Below are 15,859 nucleotides of genomic sequence, written 5' to 3' on the forward strand. Positions count from 1 at the left end.
GTCCCCGTGCGCTACGCGCACTCCTTGCAGATCGGGCCCAGCTTCGACTCGTGGTCGAACTGCAGGCGGTGCTTCACGAGGAAGCAGCTCACGCAGGTGAACTCGTCCTCCTGCGCCGGCAGCACGATCGTCTCGAGCTCGACGTCCGACAGGTCGGCAGCCGACAGATCGAAGCTGCCGGGGTTGTCGGCATCGTCGTCCGTCGCCGTCTGCGCCTTGGCGGGGACGCGCTCCTTGAGCGCCTCGATCGACTCCGCGTCGTCGTCGTTCTTGCGCGGTGCGTCGTAGTCGGTTGCCATTGCGTGCTCAGCGTTCCTTCGGCCAGTGTTCGGGGGAGTCGGCGCACAGTCTGCACGCTCGATCCGCCGATTGCAACTCGCGGCACGCCACGGTCATTCCCGCGCCCGATCCGACGTCGGTGGGATGCTGGCGGAGACCTGATGGACCGGGACGTGAGGCGCATGGACAAGCTCAGTGTGATCGGGGTCGAGGACGACCTGCTCGTCGTGGAGGCCGCCGACGGCGCACGCTACGCGATCGACGTCGCAGCGCTGCCGGAGCTGCCGCGACCCAAGGCGCAGCCGACGCAGCGCAAGGCCTCGCCGCGCGAGATCCAGTCGGCGCTGCGCGGCGGCCAGACCGCCGAGGAGGTGGCGGCCGAGACGGGCGAGGACCTCGAGTTCGTGCGCCGCTTCGAGGGACCCGTCGTCGCCGAGCGCGACCACGTGCTCGACCAGGCGCTGCAGGTGGCCGTCGCCTCGGGCGACATCGACCCGCTCGCGAAGGAGACGACCTTCGGCGACGCCCTCGAGGCGCGCCTGCAGGACCTCGGCGCGAGCGAGGAGTCGTGGTTCGCGTGGCGCGAGGGCGCCGGCGCGTGGGTCGTGCGCCTGCGCTTCCACGCCCAGGGCATCGACCACGTCGCGACGTGGACGTTCGAGCCGCGGAAGGCCGCGCTCACGCCGCGCGACAAGGAGGCCACGGCGCTCAGCACGCGCGGCGACGCCTCCACGGTGCTCATGCCGCGCCTGCGCGCCGTCGACCACGGGCAGCAGCAGGCACCGGTCGAGCCCGAGGCCGTCGAGCCGACGCCCGCACAGGCGCCCTCGCAGGCGCCGCAGCCGACGAAGCCGCAGCCGCGCGTCGAGGGCGAGCGCTTCGACTCGGGCGCGTTCCGCGTCGGCGAGCAGGGGCCGTCGAAGCCCGTGACGCCGAACCCGGTGCTGCGCGATGCCGCGCAGGGCCAGCCGGCAGCCGTCGTCGAGGCCGCCGTCTCGACCGCCCGCCCCGCGCAGGCGCCCAACCACACCGCCGACCTGCTCGAGGCCCTGCGCCGCCGCCGCGGCGAGCGCGAGGCGGCGCTGCAGCAGGCCGAGACCGGCACGGTGCCCGACCTGCCGAAGAGCCAGGACACGCTCTTCGACGCGCCCGAGACGCCCGCGCAGGACGACGAGCGGCCCGGCGTGCACCACACGAGCCCGCTCTCCGGCTCGCGCCCCAAGCGCGGCAGCCGCCAGTCGATGCCGAGCTGGGACGAGATCGTCTTCGGCGCGCGCGGCGACGACGAGCCCGCCTGACCCGCGCGGCTCCCACCGCCCGCATCCCGACCGATGCCCGCCGCCTCGCGCGGCGGGCATCGTCGCGTGCGGGCACCTGTGCACGCCTCGCCTGACCTGAACGATCGGTCAGGTACGGTGGCTCGCGACCAGCGTTGGCCCTACGAGGAGGTAGGCATGACCGCGTCGACGACGACGACGAACAAGCCCGGTGGACTGCGACGGGTGGTGAGCGCCTCGATGGCGGGCACCGTCGTCGAGTGGTACGAGTTCTTCCTGTACGCGAGCGCAGCGACGCTCGTGTTCAACCTCATCTTCTTCCCGCAGACCGACGATCCGCTCGTGCCGATCCTCTCGGCGTTCGCGACCTACTCCGTGGGCTTCGTCGCCCGCCCGCTCGGCGGCATCGTCTTCGGGCACTTCGGCGACAAGTACGGCCGCAAGCGCCTGCTGCAGCTCGCGATCGTCATGGTCGGCGCCGCGACCTTCCTCATGGGCTGCCTTCCGACCTTCGACCAGGTCGGCTTCCTCGCACCCGCGCTGCTCGTCATCCTGCGCTTCGTCCAGGGCTTCGCCGTCGGCGGCGAGTGGGGCGGCGGCGTGCTGCTCGTGGCCGAGCACTCCCCCGACCGCTCGCGCGGCTTCTGGTCGAGCTTCCCGCAGGCCGCGGTGCCGATCGGCAACCTGCTCGCCACGATCGTGCTGCTCATCCTCTCGAGCACGCTGCCCGAGGATCAGTTCCTCGGCTGGGGCTGGCGCGTCGCGTTCTGGCTGTCGGTCGTGATCGTGATCATCGGCTACTACATCCGCACCCGCATCGACGACGCCCCGATCTTCCAGGAGGTCAAGGCGGAGGTCGCCGAGTCGAAGGCGCAGTCGTACGGCGTCTTCGAGGTGCTGCGCCGCTACCCCCGCGGCGTGCTCACGGCCATGGGCCTGCGGTTCGGCGAGAACATCATGTACTACCTCGTCGTCACGTTCTCGATCACGTACCTCGCGACGCAGCACGGCTACGACACCGCCTCGATCCTGCGCTTCATGCTCGCGGCGCACGTGCTGCACATGCTCGTCGTGCCGTGCGTCGGCTACCTCTCCGACCGCGTCGGCAGGCGACCGCTCTCGGGCATCGGCGCCGTGCTCGCCGCCGGCTGGGGCTTCGTCGCCTTCCCGATGTTCGACACCGAGAACCCGGCGATCATCATCGCCGCCGTGTGCCTCGGCCTCGTCATCCACTCGTTCATGTACGCGCCGCAGCCGGCGATCATGGCCGAGATGTTCCCGACGCGCATGCGCTACTCGGGCGTCTCGTTCGGCTACCAGGTCACGTCGATCCTCGCGGGCTCGCTCGCGCCGATCATCGCCGTCGCGCTGCTGAGCGCGACGGGCAGCTCGGTGTCGATCGCGATCTACCTCGCGTGCGCTGCCGCCGTGACGCTCGTCGCCGTGCTCGTCATGCGCGAGACGAAGGGCACGTCGCTGCGCGACGTCGACGAGGAGGATCGCCAGCGCCTCGTCGCCGAGCGGGGCGAGTCGTGAGCGTCGTCGCCTGGATCGGCCTCGGCGCGATGGGCGGGCGGATGTCCGCCCACCTCGCCGCGGCGGGGCACGACGTGCGCGGCGTCGACGTCGTGCCGGCGCTCGTCGAGGCCGCCGCCGCTCGCGGCGTCGTCGCGGCGGCGTCGGTCGCCGACGCGGTGCGCGACGCCGACGTCGTCATCCTGAGCCTCCCGAAGGGCGAGCACGTGCGGCAGGTGCTCGACGGACCCGACGGCGCGTGGGCGAGCGCCCGGCCCGGCACCCTGCTCCTCGACACCTCCACGGTCGACGTCGCGACGTCGCGCTGGTGCCACGAGCAGTCCGCCGAGCGCGGCCACCGGTTCGTCGACGCCCCGGTGTCGGGCGGCGTGAGCGGCGCCGAGGCCGGCACGCTCACGGTCATGCTCGGCGGCGAGGCGGCCGACGTCGCCGACGCGTCGGGCGTCGTCGCGCCCTTCGCGGGCTCGACGATCGCGGTCGGGCCTGCGACGCACGGCATCGCCGCGAAGCTCGTGAACAACATGATGCTCGGCATCGGCATGCTCGCCGTCTCGGAGGGCTCGCAGCTCGCGCGGCACCTCGGGCTCGACCCGCAGGCGTTCTGGGACGTCGCGCGCGTCTCGTCGGGCGACTCGTGGCCGCTGCGCACCTGGTACCCCGTGCCGGGCATCGTCGACTCGAGCCCCGCGAACCGCGGCTTCGCGCCTGGCTTCTCGACCGACCTCGCCGAGAAGGACCTGTCGCTCGCCGTCGCGGGCGCCGACGAGACGGGCGTGCACGTGCCCGCGGCGCGCATCGTGCTCGAGCAGCTGCGTGCGCTGCAGGCAGAGGGCCTCGGCGGCCTGGACTGCACGCTCGTCGCGCGCTTCGCGTCGCCAGACGGCACGCTCGAGGGCTACGACGCCGGAGGTCAGGACCCCGCGTAGGCGCCGAGCCGCACGAGCGGCACCCGCAGCTCCTCCGACGTGAACGAGCCGTGCTGGCCCACCATGCCGCGCGCCGGATCGTCGTCGCGCACGTAGAGCGCACCGCTGCCGCGCATCGCGACCACGAGGTCGCCGATGCGCGGCAGCACCGCGTCGTCGACCTCGCCGAGCCATCCCGACGCCACGAGCTCGTCGCGCGTCGCGATCCACGCGACGTCGCCGAACGCGGCGCGCCACGCGTCGACCGTCGCCTCCCAGCCGCTGTGCGACGGGTCGCGGTGCAGCTGCAGGCAGCGCGGCTCCCCCGCGACGTGCGCGACGCCCTCGAGCAGCGCGGGCGGCACGATGAGGTGCTTGTGCTCGGGCACGTCGACCATGCCGTGGTCGGCGGTGACGAGGATGCCGGCGCCGGCCGGGATGCGGTCGGCGAGTCGCGCGACGGCGCCGTCGAGGCGCTCGAGCGCGTCGATCCACGCATCCGACTGCCAGCCCTGCTCGTGGCCGATGCGGTCGAGGTCGGGCACGTAGCAGCTCACGATGCCGTCGCGGGCGTGCACGGCATCGATCGCGGCGTCGATGCGGTCGTCGATCGTGCGGGCAGCGACGTAGTCGGCGCCACGCAGGGTGGCGCGCGTGAAGCCGGAGTCGGCGTACCGGGGCTCGTTCACGACGGTGCTCTGCACGTCGGCGAGCAGCGGCGCGCTGCGCTGCCACGTCTCGGGGTCCATGGCGCCGCCCCAGTCGCGCAGCTGGTTGCGCACGCCGACGCCGGGCACGAGCGCGTCGTAGCCGACGATGCCGTGCTGCCCGGGCGTCGTGCCCGTGTAGAGCGACGTCAGCGCGGCAGCCGTCGTGGTCGGGAAGCCCGAGACGATGCCCTTGCGCGGCCCGGCCACGAGCGTGCGCGCGTGCCCAGCACGAGCATTGAGGTTCGCGACCCCGAGGCCGTCGACGACCACGATCACGCTGCGCCGCGCACGGGGCAGGCCGAGGGCGTTGCGAGCGCCGCTCGCCGAGAGGACCTGGGAGGCCAGCACGTCGGCGAGGCGCACGCCGGCAGGGCTGGCCGCAGGTAGCATCTGGACAGCCTATGACCGACATCACCGCACCCTCCGACGGCGAGCGCATCGAGGACGTCGATGTCGCCACCGAGATGCAGGGCTCCTTCCTCGAGTACGCCTACTCCGTCATCTACACGCGCGCCCTGCCCGACGCGCGCGACGGGCTCAAGCCCGTGCAGCGACGCATCCTGTTCCAGATGGCCGAGATGGGGCTCACGCCCGACCGCGGGCACGTGAAGTCGGCGCGCGTCGTCGGCGACGTCATGGGCAAGCTGCACCCGCACGGCGACTCCCCCATCTACGACGCGCTCGTGCGCCTCGCGCAGCCGTTCACGATGCGCGTGCCGCTCGTCGACGGCCACGGCAACTTCGGCTCGCTCGACGACGGCCCCGCCGCGTCGCGCTACACCGAGGCGCGCCTCGACGCCGCGGGCCTCTCGCTCACCGCGGGCCTCGACGAGGACGTCGTCGACTTCGAGCCGAACTACGACGGCGAGTTCCAGCAGCCGGTCGTGCTGCCCGCGTCGTATCCGAACCTCCTCGTGAACGGCGCCGCCGGCATCGCCGTCGGCATGGCGACGAACATGGCGCCGCACAACCTCGTCGAGATCGTGCAGGCGGCGAAGCACCTGCTCGAGCACCCCGACGCGTCGGTCGACGACCTCATGGCGTTCGTGCCCGGCCCCGACCTCCCCGGCGGCGGCATCATCGCGGGCCTCGACGGCGTCCGCGACGCGTATGCGACGGGCCGCGGCTCGTTCAAGACCCGCGCACGCGTGTCGATCGAGCGCAGCGGCCGCAAGTCGCAGCTCGTCTTCACCGAGCTGCCGTACCTCGTCGGCCCCGAGCGCGTCATCGAGAAGATCAAGGACGGCGTGCAGTCGAAGCGCCTCCAGGGCCTCTCCGACGTGCAGGACCTCACCGATCGCAAGCACGGCCTGCGCCTCGTCGTCGACGTCAAGACGGGCTTCAGCCCCGAGGCGGTGCTCGAGCAGCTCTACCGCGTCACGCCCCTCGAGGACGGCTTCTCGATCAACGCCGTCGCGCTCGTCGACGGCACGCCGCGCACGCTCGGCCTCGTCGACCTGCTGCGCGTCTACCTCGACCACCGCCTCCAGGTCGTGCGCCGTCGCAGCGCCTTCCGCCTGAAGAAGGCCAAGGATCGCCTGCACCTCGTCGAGGGCCTGCTCATCGCGATCGTCGACATCGACGAGGTCATCCAGGTCATCCGCACGAGCGAGGACGCCGGTCAGGCACGCACGCGCCTGCAGGACGTCTTCGATCTGTCGGAGGCGCAGGCCGAGTACATCCTCGAGCTGCGCCTGCGTCGTCTCACGCGCTTCTCGCGCATCGAGCTCGAGCAGGAGGCCGAGGAGCTGCGGAACCGGATCGCCGAGCTCGAGCGCATCCTCGCCGACCGCGGCCTGCTGCGCCGCGTCGTCGCCGACGAGCTCGACGACGTCGCGGAGCGCTTCGGCACGCCGCGCCGCACGCTGCTCACGGAGGCGCGTCCCAAGGCGACGACGAAGGCGCAGCAGGCGCAGCTCGAGGTCGCCGACGAGCCGACGGCCGTCGTGCTCTCGGCCACGGGCCGCCTCGTACGCATCGACACGACCGAGCCGCTGCCAGCGCCGGCGCGCCGCTCGCGCCACGACGCCATCCGCGCCGAGGTGCGCACGACGACGCGTGGCTCGTTCGGCGTCGTCACGACGTCGGGGCGCGTGCTGCGCACGACGCCCGTCGACCTGCCGTCGGTGCCCGCGACCTCGATCGGCCTCACCGCCGGCCTCAAGCTCAAGGACCTCGTGGCGCTCGAGCGGGGCGAGGACGTCGTGTCGATCGTGTCGCTCGCCGACGAGCGGCCCATCCTCGTCGCGACGGAGCAGGGCACCGTCAAGCGCACGCTGCCCTCGGCGCTCCCCGATCGCGACGAGACCGAGATCATCGCGCTCAAGCCCAAGGACCGCGTCGTCGGCGTGGGCCACGCGACCGACGACGACTGGGTCGTGCTCGTCGCATCCGACGCGCAGGTGCTGCGCTTCAAGGCGAAGGACGTCAACCCGCAGGGTCCCGGCGCCGCGGGCATGAAGGGCATCTCGCTCAAGGGCGACGCGACCGTGCTATTCGCGGGCGTCGCGACCGACGCCGCCGCGATCGTCACGGTGACCGCGGCCGCCGAGACCCTCGCGGGCCTCGACGACGCGCGCGTGAAGGTCTCGGTGATCGACGAGTTCCCCGCGAAGGGACGCGCGACGGGCGGCGTCGCCGGCCACCGCTTCCTCAAGGGCGAGACGACCCTCGCCGCCGCGTGGGCGGGCACGGCCCCGCTCGCGGTCGGCAGCGACGGCAGCCAGCGCGCGCTGCCCGAGCCGTCGACGCGCACGGGATCGGGGATCGCGATCGAGCAGCCGATCGGCGCGATCGGCACGACGCTCGGCAGCTGACGGCCCGAGTCAGGGCAGGCTCGGGACGCTCGGCTCCCGCGCCTCTCCCCTGGCCCGCGCATCCTGCGCCAGCCGGTGCCGACGCTCGATGGCCTGCCCCGCGTACGACGCCGCGACGATGAGCGCAGCGCCGGCGAGCCCCACGAGCGCGAGCGACTCGCCGCCGAGCGCGACGCCCGCGGCGAGCGCCCACACGGGCTCCGTGCCCATGAGGATGCTCGCGCGCGTCGCCGACGTGCGGCGCACGGCCCACAGCTGCACCACGAAGGCGAACACCGAGCACAGCAGTCCGAGGAACGCGACGCTCGCCCACCCCCTCGGCGAGAGCGACGCTGCCGCATCGACGAGCGGGGCGCCCGCGATCGCGCACGAGGCGACGGCGCAGACGACGAGCTGCACCATGACGACGCCGAGGGTCGAGTCGGAGCGCGTGCGCGTGAGGCGCGCGCTGGCCGTGACGTGCACGGCGCGCACGATCGCCGCGACGATCACGAGCAGGTCGCCGACGGTCGGGGTGCGCAGGCCACCGTCGGACACGAGCATCGCGACGCCGACGACGGCGGCGACCGCGGCGACGAAGTACGTGCGCGGCAGCCACGACCGCGAGGCGACGCTCTCGAGCACGGGCGTGCACACGAGCGCGAGGCTGATGAGCAGCCCGGCGTTCGTCGCCGACGTGAGGTGCACGCCCCACGTCTCGAGCCCGATGACGAGCGCCTGCGTGCAGCCGAGCGCCGCCGCGATCGCGAGACCCCGTCCGTGCGGGAGCCGCTCGCGACGCACGACGCACAGCACGGCGAGGCCGACGACGGCGGCGAGGAAGCGCAGGGCGAGCGTCGAGGCGGCGCCCACCTCCTCGGTCAGCGCCTTGGCGACGAGGAAGCTCGCACCCCACACGGCCGCGACGGCGACGAGCAGCAGGTCGACGATGGGCTCGGGGATGCGGGAGCGGGGCATGCTCCTACGCTCGCCGAGGCGACGCGGTAGAGCAACGGCCAGTGTCTTGCGCATCCCGTAAGGTCAGCCTCATGGATCCGATCCACCTGCGGCTGCTGCGCGAGCTCGCCACCCGCGGCAGCGTCGCGGCGGTCGCCGCCGCCCAGCACGTCTCGGCGTCGGCCGTCTCGCAGCAGCTCGCCGTGCTGCAGTCGCGCTCCCCCGTGCCCCTCACGATGCGCCGCGGACGCGTGCTCGTGCTCACGCCCGCCGGCGAGGCCCTCGCGGCCGCCGGCGTGCGCGTCGAGGAGGCGCTCGTCGGCGCGCGCGAGGCCGTCGGCGCGTTCGTCGACGACGTCGAGCGGCCCGTGCGCGTCTCGGCGTTCCACAGCGCCGGGCTCATGCTCTTCGGCCCCCTGCTGCGCGCCGTCGAGGGCGGCCCGTCGCTGCTGCTCACCGACGCCGACGTCGCGAACCGCGACTTCCCGGCCCTGACGCTCGATCACGACGTCGTCGTGGCGCACCGCCTCTCGCACGACGCCGAGTGGCCGCGCGACCGCGTGGTGACGACGCCGCTGCTGGCCGAGCCGCTCGTGATCGCGATGCCGACGACGCATCGCCTCGCGGGCCGCGACCGGCTGACGGCTGCGGACCTCGCCGACGAGCCCTGGGTGTCGGTGCACGAGGGGTTCCCGCTCGCTGGCGTGATCGCGCACGTCGGCGCCGTCGCGGGGCGACCGCCGCGCATCCTGCACCGCATCAACGACTTCTCGGTGACGGCCGAGGTCGTGCGCGCGGGCGCCGCCATCGCGATCATGCCGAGCGTGGCGGGGCAGCCGCTCGCGACCGACGGGCTCGTGCTGCGACGGCTCGACGACGTCGACCTCGTGCGGCACGTCGACGCCCTGTCGCGGCCCGACGCGCTCGCCTCGGCCGCCGTGCGGCGCACGCTCGAGGCGCTCGTCGACGTCGCGGGACGCGCGCTCGACGCGACGCCAGCGACGACCTGACGGGCGTCAGACGTCGATGCGCTCGCGGTCGAAGCCGGGCGCGTTGACGATGAACTCCTTGCGCGGCGCGACGTCGTTGCCCATGAGCAGCTCGAACACCTGGGTCGCGCGCTCGGTGTCGGTGATCGTGACGCGGCGCAGCGTGCGCTTGCGGCGATCCATCGTCGTCTCGGCCAGCTGGTCGACGTCCATCTCGCCGAGGCCCTTGTAGCGCTGCGGCTTGTCGAACGTGCGGCCCTGCTTCGCGAGCCGTGCCTGCAGCGCCGTGTTCTCGGCGTCGGAGTACGTGTAGACGATCTCGCCGGGCGTGCGCCCCTTCGCCTTGACGACCGTGCGGTGCAGCGGCGGCACGGCGGCGAAGACTCGGCCGCCCTCGATGAGCGGGCGCGCGTAGCGGTGCAGCAGCGTGAGCAGCAGCGTGCGGATGTGCGCGCCGTCGACGTCGGCGTCGGACAGGATGATGACCTTGCCGTAGCGGGCGGCCTCGAGCTCGAACGTGCGGCCCGATCCCGCGCCGATGACCTGCAGGATCGCGGCGCACTCCGCGTTGGCGAGCATGTCGGCCATCGAGGCCTTCTGCACGTTGAGGATCTTGCCGCGGATGGGCAGGATCGCCTGGAACTCGGAGTCGCGCGCGGGCTTGGCGGTGCCGAGCGCCGAGTCGCCCTCGACGATGAACAGCTCGTTCTGCGTCGTGTCCGACGAGCGGCAGTCGGCGAGCTTCGGCGGCAGCGAGGAGGACTCGAGCGCCGTCTTGCGTCGCTGCGTCTCCTTGAGCTGGCGGGCCGAGAGGCGCGCCTTCATCTCCGAGACGACCTTCTCGAGCACGAGTCCCGACTGCGTCTTGTCGTCGCGCTTCGTCGAGGTGAAGCGCTCGAGCAGGCCCTGCGTGAGCACCTTCGAGACGACCTGGCGCACGGCGGGCGTGCCGAGCACCTCCTTCGTCTGGCCCTCGAACTGCGGCTCGGGCAGGCGCACGGTCACGACGGCCGTGAGGCCCGCCGAGATGTCGTCCTTCTCGAGCTTGTCGGTGCCGGCCTTGAGGCGACGGGCGTTGGCGGCGACCTGGTCGCGCAGCACCTTCGTGAGCGCCTGGTCGTAGCCGGTCTGGTGCGTGCCGCCCTTGGGCGTCGCGATGATGTTGACGTACGACTGCACGACGGTCTCGTAGCCGGTGCCCCAGCGCATGGCGATGTCGACCTCGCACGTGCGCTGCACCTCGCGCGAGACCATGTGGCCCGTCTGCTCGTCGAGCACGGGCACGGTCTCCGAGAAGCCGCCCTCGCCCTGGATGCGCCACGTGTCGGTGAGCGACGCGTCGGGGGCGAGGAAGTCGACGAACTCCGAGATGCCACCGTCGTAGCGGAACGTCTGGATGCGGTCGGCCGCGCCCTCGCCCTCGGCGTCGGGCGTGCGGTCGTCGGCGATCTCGAGCTCGAGGCCCGGCACGAGGAACGCGGTCTGGCGAGCGCGGCGCACGAGGCCGTCGAGCTGGAAGGCCGCGTCGCGCGTGAAGATCTGCGGGTCGGCCCAGTAGCGCACGCGCGTGCCGGTGACGCCCTTGGCGACCTTGCCGACCTTGCGCAGGCGGGAGCCGTCGACGAAGGGCACGAACGTCGCGGTCGGCGATGCGCCGTCGGCGCCGTCGAGGAACTCGCCGGGCTCGCCGCGGTGGAAGCTCATGGCCCACGTGGCGCCGTCGCGGTCGACCTCGACGTCGAGGCGCTCGGATAGGGCGTTGACGACCGAGGCGCCGACGCCGTGCAGGCCGCCGGAGGAGGCATAGGCGCCGCCGCCGAACTTGCCGCCCGCGTGGAGCTTCGTGAAGATCACCTCGACGCCCGTGAGGCCCGTGCGGGGCTCGACGTCGATGGGCAGGCCGCGGGCGCGGTCGCGCACCTCGACGGAGCCGTCGGCGTGCAGCTGCACCTCGATGCGGGTGCCGTGGCCGGCGAGCGCCTCGTCGACGGAGTTGTCGATGATCTCCCACAGGCAGTGCATGAGGCCGCGCGAGTCGGTCGACCCGATGTACATGCCGGGGCGCTTGCGCACCGCCTCGAGTCCCTCGAGGACCGACAGGTGCCTGGCGGTGTAGTCGTTCGACGCCAAGGATGCTCCTTCTGCTCGCCATCCAGCCTATGGACCGGCGACGAACACCAGGTGCAGGCACGCGGCGTACGCCGCGCGCGAAACGACGCCAGATGTCACGCGGATGCAACAGACGACGTGGCAGAGTGGATGAACGTCAGGAGAAGGAGGTACCCCGTGAACGACACCATCTCGACCATCGAGTCGGAGGCCACGGCACCGCTCACCGGTCTCGACCGCTGCGACAGCTGCGGTGCGCAGGCCTACGTGCGAGCGACCATGGAGTCCGGCGTCCTCCTGTTCTGCGCCCACCACGCGACGAAGCACCGCGAGAAGCTCGCGCCCCTCGCATCGGTGTGGCACGACGAGAGCGAGCGTCTGCAGCAGGACTGAGTCCGCTGCCACGACGAGGAAGGGCCCGCCGCGAGGCGGGCCCTTCTGCGTGTCTGGACCTGCGTGTCCGGCACCGGCGCGCGCCCAGCATCCGCGCGGGTCCGCGGGCTCAGCCGAGCGGGTCGGTGAGCCGGCGCAGGAACCGCTGCAGGCGCTCGGACTGCGGGTTGTCGAACAGCTGCTCGGGCGTGCCCTGCTCGACGACGACGCCGTGGTCGAAGAACGAGACGGTGTCAGCGACGGCACGCGCGAACGCGAGCTCGTGCGTCACGATCGCCATGGTCCAGCCGTCGTCGGCGAGCTCGCCCACGACCTTCAGCACCTCGCCGACGAGCTCGGGGTCGAGGGCGCTCGTGGGCTCGTCGAAGAGCAGCATCTGGGGCCGCATCGCGAGGGCGCGCACGATGCCGACGCGCTGCTGCTGTCCCCCGGAGAGCTCCGACGGACGGGCGGCGGCCTTCTCGGCGAGCCCGACGCGCTCGAGCAGCGCCATGGCGCGCTCGACGGCCTCCTGCCGCGGCACCCTCTGCACGACCGTCGGCCCGACGATGACGTTGTCGAGCACCGTGAGGTGCGGGAAGAGGTGGTGCTGCTGGAAGACCATCGATGACAGCGCCGCGAGGCGAGCGCGGTCGGCGCGCGAGAGCCCGCTGGCGAGGTCGATCGACCAGTCGGGCGTCGTGAGCGTGCCTTGCTCGGCGACCTCGAGGCCGTTGAGCGAGCGCAGCACCGTCGTCTTGCCGGAGCCCGAGGGCCCGATGAGCGCGTGCACGCGGCCGGGCCACAGGTCGAGGTCGACGCCGTGCAGCACCGTGAGGTCGCCGAACGACTTGACCAGCCCGCGCACGGCGAGCAGTGGCTGGGATGCGGGAGCGACGTCAGACGGCATGGCGATCGAGCCTCCTCTCGAGGGCGTCCTGCCCGAAGGCGAGGATCGTGCAGAGCACCCAGTAGACGGCGGCGGCGACGCCGTACACGAGCAGGAACTCGCCGCTCGGCGCGGCGATCTGCTGCGCGGTGCGGAACAGCTCGGTGACGAGGATCGTCGACGCGAGCGACGAGTCCTTCACGAGCGAGATGAACGTGTTCGACAGCGGCGGCACGGCGACGCGCGCGGCCTGCGGCAGGATGATGCGCTGCAGAGCCTGGCCGCGACGCATGCCGAGCATCGACGACGCCTCCCACTGTCCTCGCGGGATCGAGAGGATCGCGGCGCGCACGACCTCGGCCGCGTAGCCGCCGACGTTGAGCGACAGCGCGATGATCGCGCTCGGCCAGGGGTCGATCGTCAGCCCGATGGACGGCAGGCCGAAGAACACGATGAAGAGCTGCACGAGCAGCGGCGTGCCTCGGATGAGCGAGATGTAGACGCGTGCGATGCCCGAGAGCACGGCGACGCCCGAGATCCGCATGAGCGCGAGCCCGATCGCCAGCGCGAGGCCGATGGCGAACGAGACGAGCGTCAGCGGGATCGTGCCGACCAGCCCGCCGAGGGCGATCGGCCCGATCGACGAGAGGACGAGGTCCCAGTCCATGCTGCGAGCCTAGGGCCGTCGAACGGCTACGACTGCGGGACCGAGACGTCCTCGCCGAAGTAGCGGTCGGAGATCTCGGCGAGCGTGCCGTCGGCGGCGAGCGTCGCGAGAGCCTCGTCGATCGCGGCCTGCAGGTCCTCGCTGCCCTGACGCAGCGTCACGGCCGACTCCGACACATCGTCGGTCTCGGCGACGATGTCGACGCCGATGTCGCCGCCGCCCTGCGACTGCTGGTAGTCGAGGAACGTGAGGCGGTCGTTGATCGTCGCGTCGACGCGTCCGGTGCGCAGCAGCTCGACGGCCTGCGCGAAGCCCTCGACGCCTTCGACCGTCGCACCGTTCTCGGTCGCGACGTCGGCCCAGTTCGACGTGAGCGACTGTGCGCTGGTGGCGCCCTCGAGGTCGTCGAACGACTGGATGTCGGAGTCCGTCGGCACGATGAGCACGCCGGGCGAGTACGTGTACGGCGTCGAGAACAGGTAGCGCTCGGAGCGCTCGGGGTTGATCGACACCTGGTTGGCGATGACGTCCCAGCGGCCCGAGTCGAGGCCCGCGAAGATCGCATCCCACTGCGTCTCCTCGAACTGCACCTCGACGCCGAGCTCCTCGGCGACGGCCGTGATGACCTCGACGTCGTAGCCCGTGAGCTCGCCCGTGCCGCCGTCGGCGTGGAACGAGAACGGCGAGTACGTGCCCTCGGTGCCCACGACGAGCACGCCCGCCTCCTGCACGTCGGCGAGCGTGAGGCCGCCGGCCTCCTCCTCGGTCGAGGCGGACGACGAGCAGCCGGCCAGCGCGAGGGTGGCGACGGCGGCGGTGGCGGCTGCGATGCGCAGCGACTTCGAGATCGACATGGGTATCGGCGTTCCTTCTTGGGGGTAGAGGTCCATCGTATGCCGAAGGGGCGCCACCCGATGACGGGTGACGCCCCATGACGTGTCAGGCGGTCGGCCTACTCGAGGTAGTCGCGCAGCGCCTGCGACCGCGACGGGTGGCGCAGCTTCGCCATCGTCTTCGACTCGATCTGGCGGATGCGCTCGCGCGTGACGCCGAACGTGTCGCCGATCTGGTCGAGGGTCTTCGGCATGCCGTCGCCGAGGCCGAAGCGCATCTTGATGACGCCGGCCTCGCGCTCCGAGAGCGAGTCGAGCAGCGACTCCAGCTGGCGCTGCAGCATCGTGAAGCCGACGGCGTCGGCGGGCACGACGGCCTCGGTGTCCTCGATGAGGTCGCCGAACTCGCTGTCGCCGTCCTCGCCGAGGGGCGTGTGCAGCGAGATGGGCTCACGGCCGTACTTCTGCACCTCGACGACCTTCTCGGGCGTCATGTCGAGCTCGCGAGCGAGCTCCTCGGGCGTGGGCTCGCGACCCAGGTCCTGCAGCATCTGGCGCTGCACGCGGGCGAGCTTGTTGATGACCTCGACCATGTGCACGGGGATGCGGATCGTGCGGGCCTGGTCGGCCATGGCGCGGGTGATGGCCTGACGGATCCACCACGTCGCGTAGGTCGAGAACTTGAAGCCCTTCGTGTAGTCGAACTTCTCGACGGCACGGATGAGGCCCAGGTTGCCCTCCTGGATGAGGTCGAGGAACTGCATGCCTCGACCCGTGTAGCGCTTCGCGAGCGAGACGACGAGACGCAGGTTCGCGCCGAGCAGGTGGCTCTTCGCGCGCTTGCCGTCGCGAGCGATCGACTTCAGCTCACGCGTGAGCTTCGGCGCGATCTTCTCGTCGCCACCGAGACGCTCCTCTGCGAACAGGCCGGCCTCGATGCGCATGGCCAGGTCGACCTCCTCCGCGGCGTTGAGGAGCGGCACCTTGCCGATCTGCTTCAGGTAGTCCTTGACCGGGTCGGCGGTGGCGCCCGTGATGGTCGTCGAGTAGACCGGCACCTCCTCGTCGTCGGTCGTCGACAGCACGAGCGCGCCCGTGGGCAGCTTCTCGTCGTACGAGGTGTCGGCCGACTTCTGACCGGGGCGGCGCGGCGCCGTCTCGTCGTCGTCGTCCTCGACGTCGGGCGTCTCGGGCGCGACCTGGGCGTCCTCGTCGGCGACCTCCTCGGACGCGGCCTTCGTGCGAGCCTTCGCCGTCGTGCGGGCCTTCGCAGGCGCCTTCGCCGCGGGCTTCTTGGCAGCGGCCGTCTTCGCGGCGGTCGTCTTGGTAGCGGCCGTCTTCGTAGCCGTCGTCTTCTTCGCGGCGGTCGTCGTCGTGGCCTCGGCCTCGACGTCGGCCTTCGCCTTCGTGCTGGTGCGGGTCGCCATGGCACCTCCTGGAGGTCTTCGGCGGGCAAGGATGCGGATGCCCGTCGACGACAAGATGCCTCTTGCGCCCGACGGGCCGATGTGTACCATTATAGCGCCGCGCAGGGCTCGAGC

The 15,859-nt window shown here is 72.1% G+C and carries 14 protein-coding genes; 6 read left to right on the forward strand and 8 right to left on the reverse strand.

The window, feature by feature from the left end:
* Positions 1-11: 11 nt before the first annotated feature.
* Positions 12-299: a DUF4193 domain-containing protein gene (locus tag BLQ67_RS00615; RefSeq protein ID WP_092501522.1), complete on the reverse strand. Its 288-nt coding sequence runs from the start codon at positions 297-299 to the stop codon at positions 12-14.
* A 162-nt stretch (positions 300-461) separates the two neighbouring features.
* On the opposite strand from BLQ67_RS00615, the gene sepH reads away from it, so the two are divergent.
* The 3 genes from sepH (at position 462) to BLQ67_RS00630 (ending at position 4,018) form a co-directional block, all read left to right on the forward strand.
* Positions 462-1,577, forward strand: a complete 1,116-nt coding sequence (gene sepH, locus BLQ67_RS00620) for a septation protein SepH (protein WP_157674603.1) — start codon at positions 462-464, stop codon at positions 1,575-1,577.
* A gap of 156 nt (positions 1,578-1,733) precedes the next feature.
* Positions 1,734-3,092, forward strand: a complete 1,359-nt coding sequence (locus tag BLQ67_RS00625; RefSeq protein WP_157674604.1) for an MFS transporter — start codon at positions 1,734-1,736, stop codon at positions 3,090-3,092.
* Positions 3,089-4,018, forward strand: a complete 930-nt coding sequence (locus BLQ67_RS00630) for an NAD(P)-dependent oxidoreductase (RefSeq protein WP_092501526.1) — start codon at positions 3,089-3,091, stop codon at positions 4,016-4,018. The genes BLQ67_RS00625 and BLQ67_RS00630 overlap by 4 nt, the downstream gene beginning before the upstream one ends.
* Here BLQ67_RS00630 and BLQ67_RS00635 read toward each other — a convergent pair.
* A complete protein-coding gene (locus BLQ67_RS00635; RefSeq protein WP_092501528.1) occupies positions 4,003-5,097 on the reverse strand; it encodes an alkaline phosphatase family protein in 1,095 nt (364 codons plus the stop codon). The two genes, BLQ67_RS00630 and BLQ67_RS00635, sit on opposite strands and share 16 nt — an antisense overlap.
* An 11-nt stretch (positions 5,098-5,108) precedes the next feature.
* Between BLQ67_RS00635 and BLQ67_RS00640 the strand changes: the two genes are divergently transcribed.
* A complete protein-coding gene (locus BLQ67_RS00640; RefSeq protein WP_092501530.1) occupies positions 5,109-7,523 on the forward strand; it encodes a DNA gyrase/topoisomerase IV subunit A in 2,415 nt (804 codons plus the stop codon).
* A gap of 9 nt (positions 7,524-7,532) precedes the next feature.
* Here BLQ67_RS00640 and BLQ67_RS00645 read toward each other — a convergent pair whose 3' ends face one another.
* Complete coding sequence (locus BLQ67_RS00645; protein ID WP_092501532.1) at positions 7,533-8,480, reverse strand: DMT family transporter; 948 nt, start codon at positions 8,478-8,480, stop codon at positions 7,533-7,535.
* Positions 8,481-8,551: 71 nt separating this feature from the next.
* Between BLQ67_RS00645 and BLQ67_RS00650 the strand changes: the two genes are divergently transcribed.
* Positions 8,552-9,469 (forward strand): LysR family transcriptional regulator, encoded by a 918-nt coding sequence (locus BLQ67_RS00650; protein ID WP_092501534.1) that lies wholly within the window; start codon positions 8,552-8,554, stop codon positions 9,467-9,469.
* Between the two features lie 6 nt (positions 9,470-9,475).
* Here BLQ67_RS00650 and BLQ67_RS00655 read toward each other — a convergent pair whose 3' ends face one another.
* The gene (locus tag BLQ67_RS00655; RefSeq protein ID WP_092501536.1) at positions 9,476-11,578 is read right to left on the reverse strand and encodes a DNA gyrase/topoisomerase IV subunit B; all 2,103 of its coding nucleotides are present in this window, start codon (positions 11,576-11,578) and stop codon (positions 9,476-9,478) included.
* A 156-nt stretch (positions 11,579-11,734) separates the two neighbouring features.
* On the opposite strand from BLQ67_RS00655, the gene BLQ67_RS00660 reads away from it, so the two are divergent.
* Positions 11,735-11,950: a DUF7455 domain-containing protein gene (locus BLQ67_RS00660; protein ID WP_092501538.1), complete on the forward strand. Its 216-nt coding sequence runs from the start codon at positions 11,735-11,737 to the stop codon at positions 11,948-11,950.
* 109 nt (positions 11,951-12,059) lie between these two features.
* On the opposite strand, the gene BLQ67_RS00665 is transcribed toward BLQ67_RS00660, so the two are convergent.
* From BLQ67_RS00665 to BLQ67_RS00680, 4 genes are all read right to left on the reverse strand, one after another.
* Positions 12,060-12,839, reverse strand: a complete 780-nt coding sequence (locus tag BLQ67_RS00665) for an amino acid ABC transporter ATP-binding protein (RefSeq protein WP_092501540.1) — start codon at positions 12,837-12,839, stop codon at positions 12,060-12,062.
* Positions 12,829-13,485, reverse strand: coding sequence for an amino acid ABC transporter permease (locus BLQ67_RS00670; protein ID WP_092501542.1), 657 nt, complete (start codon positions 13,483-13,485; stop codon positions 12,829-12,831). Before BLQ67_RS00670 ends, BLQ67_RS00665 begins: the two co-directional genes overlap by 11 nt.
* A gap of 26 nt (positions 13,486-13,511) precedes the next feature.
* Positions 13,512-14,339, reverse strand: a complete 828-nt coding sequence (locus BLQ67_RS00675; protein ID WP_092501544.1) for an amino acid ABC transporter substrate-binding protein — start codon at positions 14,337-14,339, stop codon at positions 13,512-13,514.
* Positions 14,340-14,437: 98 nt separating this feature from the next.
* A complete protein-coding gene (locus BLQ67_RS00680) occupies positions 14,438-15,745 on the reverse strand; it encodes an RNA polymerase sigma factor (RefSeq protein WP_092501546.1) in 1,308 nt (435 codons plus the stop codon).
* Positions 15,746-15,859 lie beyond the last annotated feature (114 nt).

Source organism: Agrococcus jejuensis (assembly GCF_900099705.1).
Lineage (GTDB): Bacteria > Actinomycetota > Actinomycetes > Actinomycetales > Microbacteriaceae > Agrococcus > Agrococcus jejuensis.

Excerpts from the sequence above, each read along its gene's own strand:
- BLQ67_RS00615 (WP_092501522.1), bottom strand. The coding sequence starts at position 299 with ATGGCAACCGACTACGACGCACCGCGCAAGAACGACGACGACGCGGAG.
- sepH (WP_157674603.1), top strand. The coding sequence starts at position 462 with ATGGACAAGCTCAGTGTGATCGGGGTCGAGGACGACCTGCTCGTCGTG.
- BLQ67_RS00625 (WP_157674604.1), top strand. The coding sequence starts at position 1,734 with ATGACCGCGTCGACGACGACGACGAACAAGCCCGGTGGACTGCGACGG.
- BLQ67_RS00635 (WP_092501528.1), bottom strand. The coding sequence starts at position 5,097 with ATGCTACCTGCGGCCAGCCCTGCCGGCGTGCGCCTCGCCGACGTGCTG.
- BLQ67_RS00640 (WP_092501530.1), top strand. The coding sequence starts at position 5,109 with ATGACCGACATCACCGCACCCTCCGACGGCGAGCGCATCGAGGACGTC.
- BLQ67_RS00645 (WP_092501532.1), bottom strand. The coding sequence starts at position 8,480 with ATGCCCCGCTCCCGCATCCCCGAGCCCATCGTCGACCTGCTGCTCGTC.
- BLQ67_RS00650 (WP_092501534.1), top strand. The coding sequence starts at position 8,552 with ATGGATCCGATCCACCTGCGGCTGCTGCGCGAGCTCGCCACCCGCGGC.
- BLQ67_RS00665 (WP_092501540.1), bottom strand. The coding sequence starts at position 12,839 with ATGCCGTCTGACGTCGCTCCCGCATCCCAGCCACTGCTCGCCGTGCGC.
- BLQ67_RS00670 (WP_092501542.1), bottom strand. The coding sequence starts at position 13,485 with ATGGACTGGGACCTCGTCCTCTCGTCGATCGGGCCGATCGCCCTCGGC.
- BLQ67_RS00675 (WP_092501544.1), bottom strand. The coding sequence starts at position 14,339 with ATGTCGATCTCGAAGTCGCTGCGCATCGCAGCCGCCACCGCCGCCGTC.
- BLQ67_RS00680 (WP_092501546.1), bottom strand. The coding sequence starts at position 15,745 with ATGGCGACCCGCACCAGCACGAAGGCGAAGGCCGACGTCGAGGCCGAG.